Here is a 15,385-nt window from a genome sequence, read left to right on the forward strand (position 1 = left end):
AAACACTACATGCCCGTTAGATGACTGCTCACCGCGCTCGAACTCGATATGCCGATAGCGTCCTTGTTCAGCAGCACGATCTGCTGGTTCTGCGGCTTCCTCGCCGCCGGATCTGTGTCGAGTCCAAGCCTCCTCAGCGCGTAGTAGAGCAGCGCGCGCCGGACCTTGACCGTAGCCTTGCCGCTTCGCATGCCGTAGTCGAGCGCGATGACCTTCGCCTGCGTTTCCGAGAGGTCTGGATGGGGGGCGATCTCCAGCGTGATCTCGGAATGCCAATCGCTGTCGTTGGCAGCTGAGGCTTCGCTTTCCCGTGAGCCTCGGATCTTTAGCATTCGCGACAGCAGGAAGTCCTTGAAGCACTCGTCCGTCAGACAGAACGCTCGAGTGTGCCAGCGGAAGCCGTCGAACGCGATGGCGTGGGGCGCGATCCAGCGCCAGCGCGGCTCCGGGCTGGACAGTGATTGGTACTTCGCCTCGACCGCCTCTGACCGCCGTATGGCGCCAACGACCGAGCGGAGCGTCTCCGGGTTAACTCCACGTACCGGCGTCGGGGCGGACGCGTAGGGCGGGAGATTGGCTATCCAGGAGTCCTCCCGGTCGAGGATCCCGTCAGAGAGTGAGCGTAGCTGCGCGAGGTAGCGGCTCGCATCGGGCTGAAGGAACTGCGCCTTGAAGTCCGAGCCGCGGACATACGTCCGCGCGCTCTTGTCGTAGACCATGTTGTCCGGCGCGAAGCCGATGTAGCGATTCAGGTCGGTGGACGCCTGGTTCACCGATACCCCGAACTGGTCCATCAGATCTCTGCGGTTCACATGTCCCTCCCAGAACAGGCGGAACTCTATGAATTCAAGGCGTTGCTCGACGCCCCAGCGAAGTTCCGACCTGTCGTTTTCCATTACGCTCCCCGGATCGGGCAGTGCGCACCCTAACTATGCGCGCCCATTTTCTGGGCCTAAGGCGAGGCTAGCCGATCTGGGGATGTGGCGCAATCGGAATGCCACGCAAATCAGAGCTTTGGAGTAACACCACGGATGTGGAGGACGAGGTCAGCGTCAGTTGGCCGGGACGTTCTGATCAGACGTGGCATTCATTACGTCGCGTTCGAAGGCCTCGATATCGGCGATGCGGTAGACGACGCGCCCTCCGATCTTCATGTAGACGGGTCCTTCGCCGGCCCACCGCCACCGCTCCAGGGTGCGGTGCGAAATGGTCCAGCGTTCCGCGAGTTCTTTCTGGTTCAAACAAGTTGGTTTCATCATCGTCTCCTTCTTCGCAACGCACAGCGGTTGCAGAAGGACGAAGGCGTGAAAGAAAAAGAGAGGCAAGTCAGTGTCTCGAGGCGCCCTGCGCAAAGGCTCCGCGGCCAGCGCAGAGCCGTCAACGCACCCGGCGAGAGCGAGAGAAAGTAATCGTATCGGACGCTATTCCCAGAGAAACGTGGCAGGTGGTCGGAATTTGAACCTGCCCGCTGAGCGGAGTTTTTGCGTATCGCCTTCCCTCCGCCACCGCACCCCCAACCCTTCCAGTTCTCGCGCGTCGCGGGCCCGGTCAGGATGCTGCCCAGGCGGCCATCGCGGGCAGCAGGGTGTCGAGGATGGACTGGAAGGCCGCGACGATGTCGGCCGGCTCGTCGCTTGCGGCGGCGATCCGGTTCTTGAAGTCGCGGGTCTTGATGACCCGTTGATCGCGGTCGCGCAGCAGGGTGAGGCTGATATCGACGTCGGCCATCACCGCCTCGCCCAGGATCTCGACCTGGAAATCGTCGATACGGGTCAGCAGGGCGAGATCGGGCACGGGTCCGCCTTCGCTGGGGCCGACATAGCCCATCCGCCCCGTCCCGGCGATCGAGCGGACGAGGAGCGACTGCATGACCGCGGGCAGGGTGTCGGCCCAGCGGGCCTCGGGGAGATAGGTGATGGCCACCGGGTCGGGCTTGACCATGATGCGGTCGGTGGCGATGGCGGCGGGCGCATTGGGCAAGGGCACCAGGAGGGTGCGGCCCGATCCACCGCGCGAGGCCGATCCCTGCGGCGGCGTCAGGTCATAGGTGTCGAGCGGCGTGGCCGCGGTGTTGAGCGAGCTGATCGCGCTGCATCCGCCGAGCGAGGCGACGGCGCCCAGCATCGCGGCGCGGCGTGTGAGGGTCAGGGCGGGCATCATGTCATCTCCGATATTCAGGGACGCGGTCATCCAGGAGGAATCGCGCAGGGTCTCGTTCGATGCGGCGCACCAGCTTCTCGAGCGACTGGACCAGGGTCCGGGCCTCGCCGCTGAGGCGCCCCAGTTCGTTCAGGCCGTTGCCGGTGAAGTTGCGTATGCCGGGGGCGGCGGCGGTGACGGTGCTTTGCACCTGCGCCACCACGTTGTCGGCCCGCGCGATGAGCGCGCGCAGGTCCGAGGTGATCTTCGGCAGGTCGTCGGAAACCTGGTCCGCCGCGCTCCCGATCCGGTTCGTGGCCGCGCGGATATCGGCCAGAACGGGGGCGAGATCGGTGGATATGGCCGCGTCGGCGCTGTCGAAGGCGCGCTCGGCCGAGCCCAGCGCGCGATTGGCCGCCACGAGCGATCCGTCGATCCCGTCGAGCGTGGCCGAGGCGCGCTCGAAAAGCCGGGTGGCGGTGTTCATGGCGCTCCTCGTGTCCTCCGCCAGCGGCGTGAGCTGGTCGGAGAAGCCGGTCAGGTCATCCGCCGCCCTCTCGACCGCATCCGAAGCGGTCGAGACGGCGCTGCGGATATCGCCCATGACGGCGGGCACGTCATCGTTGATGATCGCCTCGACCTTGACGATGGCGTTGTTGGCATTCGCCAGCACCTCGCGCGCGTCCGCGACCAGGCGCGTTCCATCGCCCGCCACCAGCGTGCTGACGCTGTCGGACGCGGTCGTCAACGCGTCGAACGAGGTGCTGGCATCGGCGAGCGTCTTCTCCAGTTCGGCAAGCCGCGCGTTCAGAAGCGTCGCCGTTTCGTCGAAGCCCTCGAGCGTGCTTTCGGTGCGGGTCGAAATGCTGTCCACCGCGGCGTTCAGCGCCTCGACGGTATCGCCGATCTGCGCGACGATGACCGGCACCTGCTCGCGCATCAGGGTCTCGGCCTGGGCGAAGGCCGCGCCGGCGCTGTCGATGGCGGCGCGGGAGTTCCCGATGGTCTCGTTGGCGGTGTCGAAGGCGCCCGTGGCCGCGTTCAAGGTGCGGTCGGCATTGGCCAGCGTGGTCTCGGCCGCGGCGCCCAGCGTCTCGAGCCGTTGGCTGAAGCCCGATATCTGCGCCGTCGCCTCGGACACGGTCTCGGTGATGCTGGAGAAATCGCTCAGCGCCTTCTCGAGCCCGCCCGAGGCGTTGCTGAGGTTGCGAAGCGTGGTTTCCACGTAGGCCTGGTTTTCCGGGCCGGCGATCTTCTGGAACCGCCTGAGAAGCTCGGTCGCCTCGGCGATCAGGTCGGGCGCGTCCTCGACCAGCTGTTGCACGGTGGAGCGGCGCGAGGGGATGATGGGCGGCGTCTCGTCGGGCGAGGTCAGGGGCGGCGCGTCGGCGTTCGGCGTGGTGAGCGAGATATAGGCCACCCCGGTCACGCCGGAGGAATTGAGCTCGGCCACCGTGCTCTCGAGCACGGGCGTCGTCGCGTCCACCTCGATGCCGACATAGACCTTGGAGGGGTCCGGCTCGTGAATGCGCAGGTCAATGACGCGGCCCACGTTGATGCCGTTGAAGACCACGTCCCCCGAGGGCGAAAGGCCCGAGACATCGTCGAAGAGGATCGCGTAATAGGCATACTGGCGGTCGAGCTGCACGCTCGAGAGCCACACGGCAAAGCCGAGGCTGCCGATGATCCCGAGGAGGGTAAGCGCCCCGATCAGGATGAAATTCGCGCGTGTTTCCATTACCGCATCTCCTCGGTTCCGGCCGTTCCGAGAGCGGCGCGCGCACGGGGGCCGTGAAAATATTCATGGACCCAAGGATGATCCACCTTCAGCATTTCCTGCATCGTGCCGACCGCCAGCACCTTCTTCTCGGCCAGGACGGCGATACGGTCGCAGATCGCGTGGAGCGAATCCAGATCATGCGTCACCAGGAAGACCGTGAGGCCCAGGGCCGCCTGCAACTGGCGGATGAGCGTGTCGAAGGCCGCCGCGCCGATCGGGTCCAGCCCCGCCGTCGGTTCGTCGAGAAAGACGATCTCGGGGTCGAGCGCGATGGCGCGGGCAAAACCGGCACGCTTGCGCATCCCGCCCGACAGCTCGGAGGGGAACTTCGTCAGGGCGTTCTGCTGCAAGCCGACCATGCGCACCTTGATCCCGGCCAGCGTCTCGCGCAGGTCGTCCGGCAGATCGAGCTGTTCGCGCATGGGCGCCTCGACGTTCTGGCGCACGGTCAGCGACGAGAAAAGCGCGCCGTCCTGGAACATCACGCCCCAGCGGCGGCGCAGGGCCCGGTATTCCTCGGGCGAGGTGCCCTGCACGCTCTCCCCGAAGACCTCGATGCGGCCCGCGTCGGGTTTCAGAAGCCCCACGATCTGCTGCAGGAGCACCGATTTGCCCGTGCCCGAGCCGCCGACGATGCCGATGATCTCGCCGCGCTGCACGTCGAGGTCCAGGCCGTCATGCACCACGTGATCGCCGAAGGCCTTGACCAGCCCGCGCACCTTGATGATCGGCGCCCCGTTATCCGTGTTTGGCGCGTCCATCAGATGCCTATCAGCGCGAAGATGACGGAAAACAGCGCGTCGGCCACGATCACCATGAAGATCGACAGCACGACCGAGGTCGAGGTCAGCCGCCCCAGAGATTCCGCGTCGCCCCCCACCTTGAGCCCCTCGTAGCAGCCGATGATCCCGATGATCAGCGCGAAGAACGGCGCCTTGATCATGCCGACCAGGAAATGCCAGACATCCGTGTTGCTCACCAGCCGCGCCTGGAAGACGGCGGGCGACACGCCCAGCTCGATCCATGACATGATCGCACCGCCCACCAGCCCCGATATGTCCGAGATGAGGCCCAGCACCGGCAGCATCAGGATCAGCGCCAGCACGCGCGGCACGACGAGGATGTCGATGGGATCGAGGCCGAGGGTGCGCATCGCGTCCACCTCCTCGCGCATCTTCATCGAGCCGATGGCGGCGGTGTAGGCCGACCCGGACCGGCCCGCGACAATGATGGCGGTCAGCAGGATCCCCAATTCGCGCAGCACGGAAATCGCGATCAGATCGACGACGAAGACCTCGGCGCCGAACTGTCGCAACTGCACCGAGCCCTGGAAGGCCAGCACGACCCCGATCAGGAACGACATGAGCGCCACGATGGGGATCGCGTTCCAGCCGACCTCCTGCATGTGGTGCACCAGCGACGTGAGGCGCAGCCGGCGCGGATGCAGGAATGTGTTTCCCAGCGAGGCGATGACCTGCCCGAGAAAGCTGGTCAGCTCGACCGCGATCTTGCCACTGACCGCCGTCTTGCGCCCCAGCGCCTCGAGCCGGTCGGCCAGGCTGCGGCGGGGGGGCTGTGGGCCTTCCTCGGGGGGCATGTTGCGCCGCACCGCCTCGAGCAAGTGGTGCTGCGCATCGTCCGCGCCCTCGATCGGCACCTCACCGCCGGTCGCGGCCAGGCGCTGCTGCATGTCGACGACATACCACGCACCGGCGGTATCCATGTGGTGGATGTCGGAGAGGTCGATGACCTCGGCGCCCTCGGCGCTGCGCGTCAAGCTGGCGACGTTCTCGATCAGGAGACTGCCGGACAGCAGCAGGCGCCCGTCCGACACGGTCGCAGCCGGGGGTCGCGGACCCCCGCCAGCGCCCTCCCCGCGCCGGTTCATTCTGTCACCTGACCGGTCCACGAACCGCTTTCCTCCATTCCTCGCCCCGGCCTGCAACGCCCGAGCGGCAGAAAACGGCCATCGAGTTGATATGCCCTGAACGGGCAGGGTATGCCAGCGGCGGCCGAATATCCATCACGCCTTCCAGGTTGCCTGCGCGATCCGCCGCAGGATCATCGCGGTATCCCGCATCATCGGCGCCGCGACGCATCGCCGCGCCTGCGACGCTTTTCCCGGCCCTTCAGCGCCTCGAACCCTACGATCACGTCCAGAAGCTCGGTCGTGATCTCGCTTTGGCGGACCGACCGGGTTTCGCCTTCCAGCTCCTCGAGGTTCTCGTCCACCGACTGTTCGGCCTGCTGCATCCGGGCGAGGCGGGCGGCGTTTTCCGTCACCAGTGCCTCGGCCGCCGCGCGGTAGAGCGTGGCAAAGACCAGGTTGCGCACCAGGGCGGCCAGGAGATCGGCGGCGGGCATCGAGAAGCGCGGCAGGCTGCGCGACACCCAGGGCCTCTGCGCCAGGTCGTCCAGCATCCGGGGGTCCAGCGGCAACAGCGTTTGTGTCACCGGCGCCTGAAGGCCATGCGCGCCGCGCTGCGTGTAGATCAGCGTGGCGGCCAGGTCGCCCGGTCCCGCCTCGGCGCGCAGCGTGTCGAGCCGCGTGACCAGCTGGCCCGCGAGGCGGATCAGCCCGTCCACGTTGGCGGGCGGCAGCAGCGTGACGGCGGGCGTCACCCCCTCGCCTCCGAGCGCGTCCTCCATCTGGGCGCCGACGCAGATGACCCGTGCCGTGGCCGCGTGCGGATGCGCCGCCACCTCGCGCGCCAGCAATTCGTTGTAGTTCCCGCAGAGGCCGTGGTCGGAGCCGAGCACGATCAGCACCCTCTCGGACCGATCGGTGGCGGCCTGCACGATGGGGCCGTTGCAGCGCAGGAAGCCGTGGAGACCGTCGAGCACCGTCTCCCGCCAGGCGTCGATCGCCTCGGCGGCCTGTTCGTAAGGGGCCGCGTTGATCGCCGACATCGTCTTCATCGTGCGCACGATGCCCCGGATGCTCTTCATCGTGGCGGTGCGGCGGGTCAGCCGTTCAAGCGTCTGTGCCATGGGCGGCCTCCGACAATGCGGCGCGGGCGGCATCCACGATGCGGGCGCGGTCCTCGTCCCCCAGGCTGCGGCCCGAGGCGATGATCCGGGCGGTCTCGCTGTCGTTTTCGCGCGTGTCGCGGCGGATCCGGTCCGTCGCGGCGGCGATGTCGCCCTCGGCCACGTCATCCAGCAGGCCCGCCATCGCGCTCAGCAGCACGGCCAGTTGTTCATCGGCGGGCATCGGATCGCGCTCGGGCTGGCGGAGGGCCGCGCGCACGGCCGCGCCGCGCGCCAGCCTTCGGCGCGTGTCGTCGTCGAGGCGTGTGCCGAAGCGCGCGAATTCCTCGAGCTCCTCGAATTGCGACAGGGTCACGCGCAGGTTGCCCGCCACCTCGCGAAAGGCGCGCGCCTGTGCCTTGCCGCCCACGCGGCTGACCGAGACGCCCAGATCGACCGCCGGAAACTGGTTGCGCCGCACGAGGCGCGGCGAGAGGTAGATCTGCCCGTCGGTGATGGAAATCAGGTTGGTGGGGATATAGGCCGAGAGGTTCTCGGCCTGCGTCTCGACCACCGGCAACGCGGTGATCGACCCGCCCCCGACATGCTCGGCGAATTGTCCCGCCCGCTCCAGAAGGCGCGCATGAACGTAGAAGATATCGCCGGGGAACGCCTCGCGCCCCGGCGGGCGCCGCAGGAGCAGCGACAGCTCGCGGTAGGATTGGGCATGATGCGTGAGGTCGTCGAAGACGATCAGGACGTTGCGCCCGTCCGCCGCCAGGTCCTCGGCCATCGACATGGCGGCATAGGGCGCGACATAGGAGAGGCCCGGCGCCTCGTCGTCACCGGCGGCCATGACGATGGTGCGCTCGCTCATGCCGCCGTCGCGGATCGCCCCGATCACCTTGGCCACCGCGTCGCCGCGCTGGCCGATGGCGCAGTAGATGCAGAGCACACCCGTGTCCCGCTGGTTCAGGATCGTGTCGACGGCGATCGAGGTCTTGCCGGTCTGCCGGTCGCCGATGATGAGCTCGCGCTGGCCCAGCCCCACGGGCACGGCGGCATCGACGGCCTTGAGCCCCGTGGCCAATGGCCGCGAGACGGGCGCGCGGTCGAGGATGCCGGGGGCTTCCATCTCGATCGGGCGGGTGCGGTCGGACCGCACCGCTTGCACCCCGTCGCGCGGACGCCCCAGCGCGTCGACGACGCGGCCGAGCAGGGCGTCCCCCACCGGCACCGCCATCACCCGGCCCGTCCGGCGCACATCTGCGCCCGGCACGATGCCGCCCGTCTCGCCCAGGAGAACGACGCCCAGGCGGTCCTCTTCCAGGTCGAAGACGACGCCCATCAGTCCGCCGCCCAGGTCCAGAAGCTCGTTCACCAGCGCGCGGGCGAGACCCGTGACGATGGCGATCCCGTCACCCAGTTCGGCCACCTGCCCGATCTCGCTCAGTTCCGGTTCGGGCGCGGGGGCGTCGAGCAGGGTTTGCAGGAGGCTGTCTTCATGCGGCATCGGCCCGCCCTCCTCCGTGTCGCGCATCCGCCAGTATCCGTTGCAGACCGTTGACATAGCTGTCGGCCGTCCATCCCAGTTGCGCGCCGCCCACGCGCAGGTTGAGGCCCGGCGACTGGTCGGGATCGGTGCGGAAGACGACGCTCGTCCCGGGCATCGCCTGCGTGATCCGGCGGGTCAGATCGCGTTGCAGATCGTCCGGCAGCGCGGCCTGCGTGGTGATGACCGCCTCGGGGCTGTCGCCCGCGGCGTCGGCCAGGTCTCCGGCCATGTCCCGCAGGCGCTCGGCGGCGCGCGCGACGATGCGCTGCTCGAGCGTCTCGCCCGAGAGATCGCGCAGCGCCTTGCGCAGAAGGGCAAGCAGCGCCGAGACGCCGCGCAGTTCCAGATCGGCGGCGAAACGGCGCGCTTCGTCGGCGCGGGCCTGCTCGAGCGCGGCCTGCTCGCGCTCCAGCCGCGCGCGGGTGGCGGCCAGGAGCGCGTCACGCTCGGCCTCGGCCTCGGCGCGCACCTCCTCCAGCACGCCTTCGCGGCCCGCCTTCAGCCGCGCGATCTCGGCGCGGTGCTCGGCCTGCGCCGCCTCGGCCTCGGCGCGGATGCGCCCCGCCTCCGCCATGCGCTCGGTGATCTGGCGCTCGCGCGCGTCGATGCCGTCGAGGATCGGGCTATAGAGAAACCGCTTGAGCAGCCAGACCAGCACCAGGAAGTTGACGATCTGCGCCGCGACGGTGATCCAGTCGATGGACATGGCCTAGCCGCCCGTTCCCGGCGCCGCCGCCTCGAGCGCCGCGTTCCAGAACGGGTTGGCGAAGAGCAGGATCATCGCCACGACGAAACAGTAGATCGCGGTCGACTCGATCATCGCGAGGCTGACGAAGAGGGTGCGCGAGAGGGTGCTGCCCGCGTCGGGCTGCTGCGCGATGGCGCTCAGCGCCGAGGCGGCCGCCCGTCCCTCGCCCAGCGCGGGACCGATGGCGCCGATGGCGACGGTCAGCCCCGCGGTGATGATCGAGACGGCGGCGATGATGGAAAGATCGGTCATGTCTGCTCCTTTGCATTCAGGGTCTCGGGATCCGCCGTGGCGGACGAGATGTAGACGGTGGCAAGGATGGCGAAGATGTAGGCCTGGATGACGCCGGTCAGCAGGCCCAGCATGTCCATCACCACCGGAAAGAAGAACGGCGCGACGCCCAGGAGGATCGCGGCGATCACCGCGCCGCTCATGACGTTGCCGTAAAGGCGGATCGCGAGGCTGATGCCGCGCGACACCTCGCCGATGATATTGAAGGGCAGCATGATGATGTTGGGCTCGATATAGCTGCGCAGATACCCCCCGAGCCCGCGACTGCCGATCCCGAAGAGCGGCACCGCCACCAGCACCGCGAGCGCCAGCCCCGCCGTGGTCGAGAGCGACGCCGTGGGCGCCTGCCAGCCGGGCACGATGGCCAGCATGTTCGACACGATGATGAAGAGAAAGAGCGTGCCCGAGAAATAGAGCAGCCTCCGGTCGGGCCGCGCGCTGATCTCGTCGATCTGGCCCTGGATGGTCAGCACGATGGCCTCCAGCACCGTGCGCCAGCGGTTCGGCGGCACGTCGGGGCGCAGGTTGCGGGTGACGAGGATCGAGGCGCCGGTCAGCAGGGCCATCACCGCCCAGGTAAAGACGATGGTCGCGTTGATGCCGACACCCGCGATGGTGAAGAGGATCGTGTCGTCAGGCGTCAGTTTCATGACCCGATCCTCTCCGCCGGGGCGGTCCGCACCGCGCTTACCAGCAGGAAGCGCAGGACCACGAAGGCCAGCGCGAACCCGACGATCGCCGCGGCGCCCAGTTGCGCGATCGCCCAGCCCGCGGCCAGCAGAAGCGCGATACGGATGGCCGCGCTCGTCATCAGCACGGCCGCGGGGCGCGCGCGCCGAAGCGCCAGGCGCATCCCCCAGGCCAGCCCTGCGAAGTAGAGCGCGCCCGAGGCCGACCCGGCCAGCGCGCCGATGGCAAGGAGGGTCCAGTTCATGCTTTCGATCATTCGCCCTTCTCCTTCTCGATCCATGCCCAGGCCAGCGCCGCGCCGAGCACCACGCCGCCGAGGATGAGCGCGATGGTCCAGCGGAACTCCTGCGGGTAGGCGGCGTCCAGCCACAGCCCGAGGAACGCGCCCGCCACCGTGGGCACCGCGACCGACCAGCCGATGACGCCGAAGACCCCGATGCCGCGCAGCGGGCTGGGGCCGGGATTGTCGCGCGCCTTCTGCTTGCGCGCGGCGCTGCGCGCGATGCGGTCCGCGGTCTTGCGATCGTCGCTCATGGCTGCGTCCTCAGCCCCGCGAAGCGGCGCACCATGTCCGCCTCGAGACGCGACAGGGCGGCGCGCGCGGCGCGCTCTTCGTCCTCCATCGTGTCGAAGAAGTCGCCCACCACCGCGTCGAGCGACGCCATGTCCGGCGCCTCGACCCCGCGCTGCACGGCGATGTCGACCTCATGGCCCTTCTTGACCAGCGTGCCATCGTCGATGCCGAAGATCCGCTCGCGCCCGTCCCCCTGCGTCACCAGCAGGACCGAGGGCACCAGCGCGGTCACGAAATCGACGTGATTGGGCAGGATGCCGAAGCCGCCATCCGCCGCGACACCGCTCAGCCGCGTGGCGGGGCCATCGAACAGCGCCGTGCCGGGCAGCCGGATCCTGACCTGCATCTCATCGGCCATGCTCATGCCGCGTCCTCCAGCTCGCTCAGCGCGCCGATCATGTAGTAATCGCTTTCGGGACGATCGAAGCTCTCCTGGTTCAGGATCGCCTCGCAGCCGTCGAGCGTGACCTCCATCGGCACCAGCTTGCCGCCCGCGCCGGTCGCGCCGGCGACGGTGGTGAAGGGCTGGGTCAGGAACCGTTCGAGCCGCCGGGCGCGCGCCACGATGGCGCGGTCGTGCGCCGACAGTTCCTCGATACCGAGCATCGCGATGATGTCGCGCAGATCCTCGTATTCGGCCAGCGTGCGGCGCACCGCTCGGGCGATGTCGTAATGGCGCTGGCCCACCACGCCGGGCGTCAGCATCACCGAGGCCGAGGCCAGCGGATCGACCGCCGGGTAAAGCCCCTCGCTCGCGCGTTTGCGCGACAGGACGACCGAGGCCGAGAGGTGCGAGAAGATATGCGCCGCCGCCGGATCGGTGAAATCGTCCGCCGGCACGTAGACCGCCTGAATGGACGTGATCGCGCCCTTGCGGGTCGAGGCGATGCGTTCCTGCAATTCCGCCAGTTCGGTCGCCAGCGTCGGCTGATAGCCCACCCGGCTGGGCATCCGGCCCATGAGGCCCGACACTTCCGAGCCCGCCTGCACGTAGCGGAAGATGTTGTCGATCAGCAGCAGCACGTCCTGACCGCGATCGTCGCGGAACCATTCGGCAATCGTCAGCGCCGCCTTGCCCACCAGGAAGCGCACGCCGGGGGCCGCGTTCATCTGGCCGAAGAGCATCACCATCTTGTCGCGCACGCCCGCCTCGCCCATCTCGCGCCACAGCTCTTCGGCCTCGCGCGACCGCTCGCCGATGCCGCAAAAGAGGCTCACGCCGTGGTGATGCTCGACCGTGTTGTGGATGAGTTCGCTGAGCAGCACCGTCTTGCCGACGCCCGCGCCCCCGAAAAGGCCGGTCTTGCCGCCGCGCTCGATGGGGGCGAGAAGGTCGATGGCCTTGATGCCGGTCTCGAGCACCTCGGCGCGCAAGGTCCGGTCCGCGAGGCGCGGCGGCGCGCCGTGGATCGAGCGGCTGTCCGCCCCTTCGGGCGCGGGCAGCCCGTCGATGGGCGCGCCGAAAACATCCAGCATCCGGCCCAGAACCGCCTCGCCCACCGGCACGCGCACCGGGCCGCCAGTGGCGCGCACGGGCGTGCCGAGGCCGAGCCCCTGCACCGCGCCCAGCGCGATGCAGCGCGCGGCGCCGCCCTCGACGAAGCTCATGACCTGCAAGGCCACGTCACCGGCATGGAGCAGGTCGTCGATCTCGGGGCCGTCCGCGGGGAAGAGGACATCGACGATCCCGCCGCGCACCGCGACGATATGGCCCATGGGCCCGGGATCGGAGGCGTCAGGCATAACGTGCCGCGGATATCGCGCCCTTCAACCGCGGCGAGAGACCGACCAGCAGCACGCCGAAGACACCGAGGAGCGCCGCGTCGATCGCGGAGCCACCGGGCAGGTAGGCCGCCGCGATGGGGATCAGCAGGAGGAACGGGATCGTGCAGGTCGTCGGAAAGCGCGTTTCCGGGGCCAGGTCATGGTCGGAACGGGGCGTGGGATCGAAGGACATCGGTCAGCTTCCTTTCGCAAGGGGCGCGCGCGCCGAGACGGTATCGCGGGTTTCGACGGACGGCTCCGTGGCCATCTTCTACCGGGCGGGAAGGCGGCTCATTAACCTCGGTCAATGACCGGTTCGGTGGCGGCGCGGAACCCCGCGATGCCACGTCCGGCCCGCAGGCTGCGCTACGGCCAGTCGAGCCTCAGCGTCGTGCCCCCCTCCCCGCCCGTCAAGGTCAGGGTGGCGCCGATACGCGCGGCACGGCGGCGCATCGACGCGAGCCCGTGGCCGCGACGCGCCGGCGCCTCCATGTCGAGGCCGCGCCCGTCATCGGTGAGGCAGAGGTGCCGTCGTCCGGTCTGCACGGTGATGCAGCTTGCCTGCGCGTGCTTGCTCGTGTTGGTCACGAATTCCTGCACGATGCGCAGCAGGTCGATGTTGCTGGAGGGGCCGGGATCGGGCATCTGCGGCTCGTCTTCCACCTGCCAGTCGAACCGCAGCCCCTGCCGCTCCAGCATCGGCTCGAGCCGCGCGCGCATCATGGCGAGCAACCCGGCCACGTCGCCGGGATTGTAGAGGCTGTCGATGATCAGGCCCATGTCGGTCTGCGCCTCTTCCAGCAGGTCGCGCAGATGGGGGTCGGCATTGTCGGAGTGGCGCAATCCGGCCAGCGCGTTCACGAGGTGCCCGCCCACCCCGTCATGCAGGTCCATCATGATGCGCTGGCGTTCCGCGGTCAGCAGCATCTCGCGTTCGCGCGCCTTCAGCGCATCGGCGGTGCGGCGCAGGGTCTGCGAGCGCAGGATCACCCGCTCGCGCAGCTTCGCGGCCAGCGCCTCCTGCCGGCCGAGCGCGGTCACGAGTTGCATCAGGACCAGCCAGCCGGTGACGAACATGAACACCATCGGCATGAACTGCCCCAGTTGCATCGCGACGGGCGGCGGGCGGAGGTAGAAATAGAGCGCATCGTGCAGGGCGAGCGCGGCGGTGACGCTCATGGCGACGTAGAGCGTCGCGAACCGGCCCGGCGTGGTGAACCGGCGGTCGCGCAGGAAGATCGACAGCAGGTAGATCGTGATCACCAGGGCCACCGCATGCACCAGCGCGGAGGCGGCCAGCAGCCACTGGGGCCAGGCCAGGGCCATGACGAACATGACCGGCACCGAGCCGAGGGCGAAGGCCAGGGTCGCGGTCTCGAACCCGTCGGGCCGGCGGCGCAGGAAGCGGCGGATGAACCGGTGCAGCGCCGCGATCAGGATCGGGACCGACACGGTCCAGAGCGCCTGCCAGAGCGGCGCCGGAAGAGGTGGGCGCGTCGAGGCGTAATGCAGGCTCAACACCGTGGCCGCGGCACCCGCGATCGCGGCCCAGCGATAGACCTTGTCGCCCCGCCGCGTCACCGCGAGGCCGGTCATCCCCACGGTGCAGAGCAAAGCCAGAAGCAACCCGAACCGCGCCACGTCACGGGTCAGCGTGGCCCGCCACAGATACGCGTCGCGCAGCGCCGCGTCCGGCCCCGCGTGAAATGGCATGAGCGACACCTCGAACCAGGGCGCGCTGCGCAGCACCAGGTCGACCGGCGCCTCCCCGGCCTGCAACGGCTCGGGGACGCGGACATAGGCCGGACGGTTCCAGTGCCAGGGCGTTTCGGCGCCCGTCGCGGTGCGCAGCACGGGCGTCTGCCCCACGAACACGGTCAGCGCGTCGCTGAACAGGGGGAAGAACATCGCCTGCGGCCCGTCGCCCCCTTGGGCCGTGGCCCCGGCGGTCACGCGCAGGCGCACCACGTCGCCGACGGCACCCGAAAGACCGCCGAAAAAGGGCAACGGAACCGGATCGCCGACGCATTGCGCCTGCGGTGCGGGATCGGAACAGAGGATCGCCCGGTCGATCATCGTCGCACCGGGAAGCGGCGTGACGCGGCCGGGCGCCAGCCAGACCAGCGCCGCCAGCAGCGTCAGCGTCAGCAGCACCGAAAGGGTGCCGCGGGCCAGACCGCGGCCCGCTCTCACAGAAGCCCGAACCGCGCCGCGATCGCCACGGCCTCGATGTTCGAGCGGGCCTCGAGTTTCCGGTAGATCGCGTTGATGTGGGTGCCGACCGTGCTGATCGAGATGGAAAGCCGCTGCCCCACCTCCTCGCGCTTGTAGCCGCGCGCGACGAGACGCAGGATCTCGAGCTCGCGCGGGGTCAGTTCGGGCGCGTCACCCCCTGCCGCCTCGGGCTGCACCCGGTCGACCATGGTCAGAAGGTGGCGGGCGACCTGCGGGCTGATCGGGCTGCCGCCCGCCAGCACGGTGCGAACCACCTCGGCGGCGCGGTCCAGCGCCTCGAACTTGAGCATGTAGCCCCGCGCGCCTGCACAGATCGCGTCGACGACATTGCGTTCCTCTCCGAAGACGCTGACGACGATGGTCTCGCAGGGCCAATCGGCCTTCGCGACGGCGCGCACGATCTCGAGCCCCGATCCGTCGGGCAGGCCGAGGTCGCTCAGCACGATACGCGGACGCAACCGGTGGAGCGCCTCGAGACCGTCCTCGACGCTGTGGGCAACGCCCGCCACCCGCAGTCTCGGAGAGGCGGCGATCTCGCGTCGCAACTGCTCGGCCGTCTGGTGCCGGTCCTCGACGATGAGAACCGATGCAACGGCGTCCGGGGACGAGGAAGCGTCGTTGGTCATGTGACGTCGATGT

General features: G+C 68.8%; 18 protein-coding genes. All 18 read right to left on the reverse strand.

The annotated features are described in order from the left end of the window. Positions 1-5: 5 nt before the first annotated feature. Positions 6-896, reverse strand: a complete 891-nt coding sequence (locus K1T73_RS12900) for a WYL domain-containing protein (RefSeq protein WP_220601091.1) — start codon at positions 894-896, stop codon at positions 6-8. Between the two features lie 156 nt (positions 897-1,052). Continuing rightward, positions 1,053-1,259, reverse strand: coding sequence for an AlpA family transcriptional regulator (locus tag K1T73_RS12905; RefSeq protein ID WP_220603742.1), 207 nt, complete (start codon positions 1,257-1,259; stop codon positions 1,053-1,055). Positions 1,260-1,548: 289 nt separating this feature from the next. Continuing rightward, a complete protein-coding gene (locus tag K1T73_RS12910; RefSeq protein ID WP_259400248.1) occupies positions 1,549-2,160 on the reverse strand; it encodes an ABC-type transport auxiliary lipoprotein family protein in 612 nt (203 codons plus the stop codon). Between the two features lies 1 nt (position 2,161). Next, entirely contained in the window at positions 2,162-3,877 is a 1,716-nt protein-coding gene (locus K1T73_RS12915; protein ID WP_220601092.1) for an MlaD family protein, read from the reverse strand. Beyond that, positions 3,877-4,680 carry an ABC transporter ATP-binding protein gene (locus tag K1T73_RS12920; RefSeq protein ID WP_220601093.1) on the reverse strand — a complete coding sequence of 268 codons (804 nt, stop codon included), beginning with the start codon at positions 4,678-4,680 and terminating at the stop codon, positions 3,877-3,879. Before K1T73_RS12920 ends, K1T73_RS12915 begins: the two co-directional genes overlap by 1 nt. Next, positions 4,680-5,807: an ABC transporter permease gene (locus K1T73_RS12925; protein WP_220601094.1), complete on the reverse strand. Its 1,128-nt coding sequence runs from the start codon at positions 5,805-5,807 to the stop codon at positions 4,680-4,682. The genes K1T73_RS12920 and K1T73_RS12925 overlap by 1 nt, the downstream gene beginning before the upstream one ends. Before the next feature lie 191 nt (positions 5,808-5,998). Next, positions 5,999-6,910: a FoF1 ATP synthase subunit gamma gene (locus K1T73_RS12930; protein ID WP_220601095.1), complete on the reverse strand. Its 912-nt coding sequence runs from the start codon at positions 6,908-6,910 to the stop codon at positions 5,999-6,001. After that, positions 6,894-8,429: a F0F1 ATP synthase subunit alpha gene (locus tag K1T73_RS12935; protein ID WP_220601096.1), complete on the reverse strand. Its 1,536-nt coding sequence runs from the start codon at positions 8,427-8,429 to the stop codon at positions 6,894-6,896. The genes K1T73_RS12930 and K1T73_RS12935 overlap by 17 nt, the downstream gene beginning before the upstream one ends. Continuing rightward, on the reverse strand, positions 8,392-9,150 hold the full coding sequence (locus K1T73_RS12940) for a F0F1 ATP synthase subunit B (RefSeq protein WP_220601097.1): 759 nt from the start codon (positions 9,148-9,150) through the stop codon (positions 8,392-8,394). The genes K1T73_RS12935 and K1T73_RS12940 overlap by 38 nt, the downstream gene beginning before the upstream one ends. A 3-nt stretch (positions 9,151-9,153) precedes the next feature. Next, complete coding sequence (locus K1T73_RS12945; protein ID WP_220601098.1) at positions 9,154-9,444, reverse strand: F0F1 ATP synthase subunit C; 291 nt, start codon at positions 9,442-9,444, stop codon at positions 9,154-9,156. Next, positions 9,441-10,133 (reverse strand): F0F1 ATP synthase subunit A, encoded by a 693-nt coding sequence (locus K1T73_RS12950; RefSeq protein WP_220601099.1) that lies wholly within the window; start codon positions 10,131-10,133, stop codon positions 9,441-9,443. Before K1T73_RS12950 ends, K1T73_RS12945 begins: the two co-directional genes overlap by 4 nt. Beyond that, positions 10,130-10,429, reverse strand: coding sequence for an ATP synthase subunit I (locus tag K1T73_RS12955; RefSeq protein WP_220601100.1), 300 nt, complete (start codon positions 10,427-10,429; stop codon positions 10,130-10,132). The genes K1T73_RS12950 and K1T73_RS12955 overlap by 4 nt, the downstream gene beginning before the upstream one ends. Then, positions 10,426-10,707: an AtpZ/AtpI family protein gene (locus K1T73_RS12960; protein ID WP_220601101.1), complete on the reverse strand. Its 282-nt coding sequence runs from the start codon at positions 10,705-10,707 to the stop codon at positions 10,426-10,428. The genes K1T73_RS12955 and K1T73_RS12960 overlap by 4 nt, the downstream gene beginning before the upstream one ends. Continuing rightward, a complete protein-coding gene (locus K1T73_RS12965) occupies positions 10,704-11,111 on the reverse strand; it encodes an ATPase (protein ID WP_220601102.1) in 408 nt (135 codons plus the stop codon). The genes K1T73_RS12960 and K1T73_RS12965 overlap by 4 nt, the downstream gene beginning before the upstream one ends. Next, positions 11,108-12,463 (reverse strand): F0F1 ATP synthase subunit beta, encoded by a 1,356-nt coding sequence (gene atpD / locus K1T73_RS12970; protein ID WP_259400249.1) that lies wholly within the window; start codon positions 12,461-12,463, stop codon positions 11,108-11,110. Before atpD ends, K1T73_RS12965 begins: the two co-directional genes overlap by 4 nt. A 19-nt stretch (positions 12,464-12,482) precedes the next feature. Then, a complete protein-coding gene (locus K1T73_RS12975) occupies positions 12,483-12,704 on the reverse strand; it encodes a hypothetical protein (protein WP_220601104.1) in 222 nt (73 codons plus the stop codon). A gap of 173 nt (positions 12,705-12,877) precedes the next feature. Beyond that, a complete protein-coding gene (locus tag K1T73_RS12980; RefSeq protein ID WP_220601105.1) occupies positions 12,878-14,704 on the reverse strand; it encodes a sensor histidine kinase in 1,827 nt (608 codons plus the stop codon). Beyond that, complete coding sequence (locus tag K1T73_RS12985) at positions 14,701-15,372, reverse strand: response regulator transcription factor (RefSeq protein WP_220601106.1); 672 nt, start codon at positions 15,370-15,372, stop codon at positions 14,701-14,703. The genes K1T73_RS12980 and K1T73_RS12985 overlap by 4 nt, the downstream gene beginning before the upstream one ends. Between the last annotated feature and the right edge of the window lie 13 nt (positions 15,373-15,385).

Source organism: Roseovarius sp. SCSIO 43702 (assembly GCF_019599045.1).
Taxonomy (GTDB): Bacteria; Pseudomonadota; Alphaproteobacteria; order Rhodobacterales; family Rhodobacteraceae; genus Roseovarius.